Below are 5,771 nucleotides of genomic sequence, written 5' to 3'. Positions count from 1 at the left end.
CCCAGGCCCCGCTGCAGGCGCCGAGACCACGGGACGTGGCGCAGCTTGGTAGCGCACTTGACTGGGGGTCAAGGGGTCGCAGGTTCAAATCCTGTCGTCCCGACAGTGATGTCGGAAGGCCGTTGGCCGGGTGAAAGCCCAGGTCGGCGGCCTTTTGCGTGACGCGACGTCAGTGAAACGAGCCGCTCGCGAACGCCCATAAATGATCTTGCTGGGGACCAGCTGGGGACCAGCACCTTCGGGGTAGGCCCTGAGGAGCTGCTCCCGGGACTGGCAGGCCGAAAGCCCAGCTGCCCTCTTCCCGGTCACAATGGCCGCCGGGAAAGTCGCATGAACACCCTCCCCGCCGCATTCCCGTGGTGATTCCGCGCCGCACAGCACCGAACGGGAGAGCGGGAGGCGGATTCCCTCCCGGGCCGCGGAGGAACTCCGGCCCGGTGCCAGGAAACGGGTGCCTGCCATTCCCCGTTCCGGAGTGCATGCCCGCCCGCCGAATCCGGCCTCACCGGTGCGCTCCTGCGCGGTTGTTCACCCTCCACAAGCGGGTGGCACCGGCGGGCGGCCCGGCTGTCGTAGGTCGGCCGTAGGCTTCGCCCATGAGTACGGTGCACGCCAGAGTCTGGCGCTTCACGGTCGAGAAGGGACCCAATGGGCCGGAGGCGGTCCGGGCCGTCGAGGTCGGCCAGGGGCCGATCCCGGTGTCTCTGGCCGCGCTGGTCAACATCAACGCCCTGGCCTGCGACCTGCGCCGCACCGTCGACCAGCGCGTGCGCGACCACGAGATCAGCCTCCTCCTCAGCTACCTGAGCGGGGACACCGGAACGAGGCCACTCGCGGTCGACTGCGGTGCCCTCGACTCCAGCTCCGGGCACATCCGACGCTTCGTCAGCGAGTGCACCGGGCTCGGCGTCATGACCGCCGCCAGCGAGACCCTGTTCGACTGGAAGTCCGGCACGGACGGGCTCAGCAGCTTCGACGTCCTGCCCGACAAGCTCGTGGGCGCCTACGCCAGCACCGGCGTCCGCCCGGACCTGCTCTACGACCTCGCCGCCGGCCCTCTTGCCGGCGAGGCGCGCGGCCGGCGCCGGGACGCCAAGCAGATGCTCCCGGCAGTCAAGGGGACCGCGGACCAGCGAAAGCGCCTGGAGAAGCTCGCCACGTGGTCCGCGGAGCACGGCGACCACGACTACTTCATGAGCTGGGTGTGGCTCGGCACGGGCGGCGTCTACGTCGATATCTTCCTGCCGGAGGACTCCCCGGCCACCGCCGGCCTGAAGACCGGATGGATCGAGAAGCCCGGCAGCCAGCAGCCCTGGCGATTCCGCGTCCCGCGGCCCGAACCCCGCCGGCGGAGCGAGGCGGGCCAGGAGGACGGTCTCGACCAGTCCTTCCTTGTGGACGAATCGGGCACCGACGCGCCGGGTATGACGGTCGCCGATGACTTGGTGCCGACCGCGAGCAGCCGGGACATAGTCCTGAGTGTGAAAGGCCAACTCTCCCCCCTGGAGCAGTTCGAGGCGGACTTCCCCGGCATGGCGGCCAGTGCGGGCGGGACACGGGCTGACCGTGCCCATCGGATGGTCGAGGCGGCGATGGACCGGGCCTTCGGCCGGGAAGAGGATCAGCTGGGCAAGCTCGAAGGTGTGCCGGTGCGCGGGACTTGGGTCCGGGCGGACGCCGTCGGCCCCGCACGCCACGAGGTGCTCGTCGGCGTACTCGGCGAGCGCGTCCCCGTAGACCTCCGGGCCCAGCGCCGCCGCCTTGAGGCAGGGGCGAGCCACCGGCTGGACCTGGTCCTCGAGGGTCGCCTGCTGACGCTCGTGCACCCTGTCGGCGAGCCGCGTCCCAGCTGGGGCCGGATCGCAGAGGATGCCCTGGGGTAGGTGTTGCCTGCGCGATCGACCTGGGCTTTGAGTCGGGCCGCCTCGGCTTGTCGGGCTTGTTGTTGGGCTTCCCTCTCAGTCTGGGCGTCCGCGCGCTTCCTCGCTTCCTCCTCCCGGCGCCGAGCCGTCTGGGGCTTGGCCAACTCGACCTCCACCCGGGCGGCTTCCTTGGCGCGTACGGCCTCCTCGCGTTGGAGGTGTTTTTTCGCCGGCGGCCAGGAGCCCGGCGTGTTCGGCGGAGGGGTCCACCTTTCGCTTCCTGGGACGGGGTTGAGCCGCCAGGGCGGCAGCTCGGTCGGCCGCCTGGTGGGCCCCGCCCTGTGACTGCGCAGCTCGCGCCTGTTGCTTCAAGCGGTACGCCTCGGCGAGGATCGCGGCGTGCCACCTGGTCCACGACAGCGCGGCCCCCGGCGGGGCCGCGCTGCCTGCGTGATATGCCAGCAGTACTACCCGGCTGAGGCCGCCGAGAATTCGCTGCCCCTGGCTGGGTAGGGCATGATCAACCGGTGCGGGGGCACAACGTGGCGCCGCCGCTGGGGAGATGGAGCACTCACTCGTGCGGAAGCGGAGAAGGACTTCCGCCATAGGTCACGACCGGGCGGTTACACAGGCCGCGTACGGCCTCCAGCGGCACGGCGATTCCAGATGCTCGGAGGCTGCCGTGGATGTTGCGCGCGGTCTGTTCGCGGAGCAGCAGCCGGACCCAGGGTGCTGCATCTTCTTCATCGTGTGTCACAAGCCACTTCTACAGCACGGTGGTTGATGACGACATGCCCGCTGCTGCGGGCGGCTGGGCAGTGGGGACCTCCGGTGGATGCCCGTTGAGGCCGCTTACTGGACGAGACGCAGATGGCGCACTGCCGCCTCTGCCGGTGCCGCCGCCGATGAGGTGTGCCGGTCGGCTGACAGGTGCCTGCTGAGGGTCTGGCCGGCTTTCTCGATGGAGCTCTTGTCCGGGTGGAGGTATCGCTGGGTGGTGGTGATGTGGCCGTGTCCGGCGATCTTCTGGAGGACGTGGATGGGGACGCCGGCGTCGGCGAGCCAGGTGAGGCCGGTGTGCCGGAGGTCGTGTCGGCGTAGGTACTCGTAGCCGAGGCTGACGACGACTTCGTCCCAGTGGGTGGCGTCGCGCAGGATGGCGGTGGTGATGCGGCCGCCGCGTGGTCCGGTGAAGAGGCGGGCCATGGGGTCGTTGCCGACGACGTTCATGCGCCAGTTCACGAGGTCGCGGATCTCTTCGATGACGGGGACGGTGCGGCGCCGTTTGCCCTTGGTGCCTTTGTCGATGAGGCCGCCGGGGCCGGTGGTGGTCTGGCGGCACAGGTCCCAGGTCCAGTCGAAGCGGTTGATGTCCTTGACGCGGACGCCGGAGACTTCGCCGATGCGGGCGGCGGTGCAGGCGGCGAAGCGGACGATGTCGCCCCAGCCGCGGTAGTGGTTGTGGGAGCGCTCGACCAGGGCGTTGGCGAGCTCGTCGAGGGCGTCCCAGTCGGCGAGGGCGAGGGAGCGGGGGTCGTCGAGTTCGTCCTCGGCTTTCTTGTAGAGGCGTTGCCAGCCGCTCATGCGTGAGGGGTTGAAGTCGATGAGGCCGTCGCGGACGGCTTGCTCCATGATGCGCACGAGCGGGGCGAGGCTGTTCTTGACGGAGGAGATGCTGAGTCCGTCGGCGATCCAGGAGTGGAGGGCCCGGTCGGTGATGCCGTTGGTGATGCTGGTGACGGGTATGTGGCCGAGGACCGGGGTGACGCGCAGCTTCCAGCCGGCGGTGTAGGGGTCGAGGGTGGTGGTCTCCAGGCCGCGCATCGCCAAGTCCCAGTTCTCGTCGCCGTACTCGGCGAGGGTCATGGCGAGGGTCTTGGGGGTGATGCCGCGTGCTGCGGCCCGCTGCATGCGGGCGATCCAGGCCTCGGCTTCGGGCTCTGTGGGGACGGAGGAGGAAGCCGACTTGCGGCCGCCGCCGTTGGGTTCGGTCCAGCGCACGCGGGCGCGGTAGCGGAACTGCGGGCTGCGGTCGGGGCGGTGCTCGATGTCGTCGGTGAGGTCGACACCCATGGGGATGAGCGGGGTGTGGTCGGGCATTCAGGCTGCCTCGGATGGGTCGGTGCGCTTTTGGGCGAGCCACAGCTGGGTGTCGGGGATGCTGTAGAGGTAGAGCCGGGGCGCGATCTGGATGAAGGGCGGGCCTTGCGGGGGAGTGGCGGAGCGCCAGCGCCGCAGGGTCGAGGGGTCGACCTTCAACAGCGCGGCGAGTTCCTCGGTCGAGTACCAGCCGCTGTGCAGGAGGTCGAACTCCGCTGCCGGATCGGCCTGGTGCGCGGGGCCGGCGGGGGTCGGGGGCGGAACCGAAAGGCGGCTTGCGGCGGGAACGTGGGGTCGAATGCGCATGGTCTCCCTCTGATGGGGCGGTGGAGCCGCTCGGGCTCGGCCTGGCACGCCCACACTCACCTGTCCGCCTGGATGGGCGGAACAGGGTTTGGCGTGCTGAACGGGGCAGACCGTACGCACGGGGCGTTCTTCGAAGCGCGTCGAGATCGGGCGGGCATGCCGGGTGGAAGGCGACCTGACGTCTGCGACCGCTGACGAGGGCCTGCTGCAGCGGGGAGTCCGTGCAGGTCAGCCCGGGCTGAGGGCGCGATCCTCGGTGCCGGCCGCGATGCAGGCCGTAAATGGCGTTCTTGCCTGGTGGGTCGCGGCCCGACTGCCGCGTGATGGCCCGGAGTACCCTGAAAGTGACGGCAGACGCGGGACGGCAGCTACGGTCTGTGACGAACGTAAGGAGTCCAGGGTCGTCAGCCCCCTACTTCGCGCCGAGCTAACTCAAGAGCTGCGGACTTTTAATCCGTAGGTTCAGGGTTCGAGCCCCTGATGCCCCACCGGACTGAGGCCAGGTCAGGAACTCTCTGACCTGGCCTTTTCCATGTCCGCCCAAGCCTCACCGGTTGAAGCCCCGGCGCGGGGGTGCCGGAAATGCCTGACTCGTCCCCCGGTGCGGGGATGGGGCGGGGATAGCGCCCCCGAACTTCCCCTTCCGAGCCCCTTTCCACCCACGTGCACGACCGTCCACGCGGTGCCAATCACGCTCGCGAACTCACCCTTCGTAGGCGTTGGGTGGCCGATTCCTCGGAACCGCGCAGCAAGGCGATCCCGTGTACCGGCCAGCTCCTTAGCCCGTCTCGCCCTCGGGAGTGACCGGCCGCACCGCTTGCCCGTCGTGGACCAGCCAGGCGACCTGCTTGTCCTCTCCCCACCGGCAGTGAGCGATCCACGGCATCGTCGGCGCCGGCCGACGGACGGTAGTCACCAGCCCGGACCGCCACGCGCCCTCGATCCTGATCCAGGCCAGTTGCCAACGCTCCTGATCTCCCGGGGCTGTGCCCGGTGGCGGCGCGAGTTCGCGCGGAACCGCTACGGCATCGCGCCACCGACCGAAGAATGGTGCGCCCGCCGGCGCCGCTTCACCGGGATCCGGCACCGGGTGGATAGTCGCATCCGAAAACACGAACCAGCCCCACCCGCGGTCGGGGTCGGGGCTCCACATCACGTGGACGACCCACAGCGGGCTGCCCGGCGGTCGGCGCCAGACGGTCAGCATGGCCGGCTGCCAGCGTCCCTCTCGGTGGATCTCGATCAGCCGCCACCGCCTGTGGTCGCGACTGGCCCCCGGCAGCGTCATCAGGGCCCCGGGTGCGACCTCGGCGTCGCTCTGCTGAGCCGAGATAACGGCCGGGACGGGGAGGTCGGTGGACGTCATGGTTCCATTATTCGAGCACATGTTCGAGTGACCAAACGTCAAGGTCGGGGGTTGCGAAATTTGATAACGATTTGATCTCGGATAGGGGTGGGACTTTTGCTCTGGGTTGCATCTGCGCAGTTCAGAGCTTCAAGGGG

4 protein-coding genes and 1 tRNA gene are annotated in these 5,771 nt (G+C 69.4%); 2 read left to right on the top strand and 3 right to left on the bottom strand.

Going from position 1 to position 5,771, the window contains the following annotated elements; all coding sequences use genetic code 11:
• Nucleotides 1-29: 29 nt before the first annotated feature.
• Together ACIQOV_RS24175 and ACIQOV_RS24170 are read left to right on the top strand one after the other, a co-directional pair.
• Nucleotides 30-103, top strand: a tRNA-Pro gene (locus ACIQOV_RS24175).
• Between the two features lie 493 nt (nt 104-596).
• Complete coding sequence (locus ACIQOV_RS24170) at nt 597-1,883, top strand: hypothetical protein (RefSeq protein ID WP_401051647.1); 1,287 nt, start codon at nt 597-599, stop codon at nt 1,881-1,883.
• Nucleotides 1,884-2,714: 831 nt separating this feature from the next.
• On the opposite strand, the gene ACIQOV_RS24165 is transcribed toward ACIQOV_RS24170, so the two are convergent.
• From ACIQOV_RS24165 to ACIQOV_RS24155, 3 genes are all read right to left on the bottom strand, one after another.
• Nucleotides 2,715-3,962, bottom strand: coding sequence for a tyrosine-type recombinase/integrase (locus ACIQOV_RS24165; protein ID WP_401051645.1), 1,248 nt, complete (start codon nt 3,960-3,962; stop codon nt 2,715-2,717).
• Nucleotides 3,963-4,268, bottom strand: coding sequence for a helix-turn-helix domain-containing protein (locus ACIQOV_RS24160; RefSeq protein ID WP_401051642.1), 306 nt, complete (start codon nt 4,266-4,268; stop codon nt 3,963-3,965).
• Between the two features lie 778 nt (nt 4,269-5,046).
• Nucleotides 5,047-5,634: a hypothetical protein gene (locus ACIQOV_RS24155; RefSeq protein WP_401051639.1), complete on the bottom strand. Its 588-nt coding sequence runs from the start codon at nt 5,632-5,634 to the stop codon at nt 5,047-5,049.
• Nucleotides 5,635-5,771: the final 137 nt, after the last annotated feature.

Source organism: Kitasatospora sp. NPDC091257 (genome assembly GCF_044757675.1).
In the GTDB taxonomy this organism is placed as follows: Bacteria; Actinomycetota; Actinomycetes; order Streptomycetales; family Streptomycetaceae; genus Kitasatospora; species Kitasatospora lactacystinica.
This window is presented reverse-complemented; position numbering and strand designations above follow the sequence as displayed.

Bases quoted from the DNA above. Each gene is read 5' to 3' on its own strand.
- ACIQOV_RS24170 (WP_401051647.1), top strand. From the start codon at position 597: ATGAGTACGGTGCACGCCAGAGTCTGGCGCTTCACGGTCGAGAAGGGA.
- ACIQOV_RS24165 (WP_401051645.1), bottom strand. From the start codon at position 3,962: ATGCCCGACCACACCCCGCTCATCCCCATGGGTGTCGACCTCACCGAC.
- ACIQOV_RS24160 (WP_401051642.1), bottom strand. From the start codon at position 4,268: ATGCGCATTCGACCCCACGTTCCCGCCGCAAGCCGCCTTTCGGTTCCG.
- ACIQOV_RS24155 (WP_401051639.1), bottom strand. From the start codon at position 5,634: ATGACGTCCACCGACCTCCCCGTCCCGGCCGTTATCTCGGCTCAGCAG.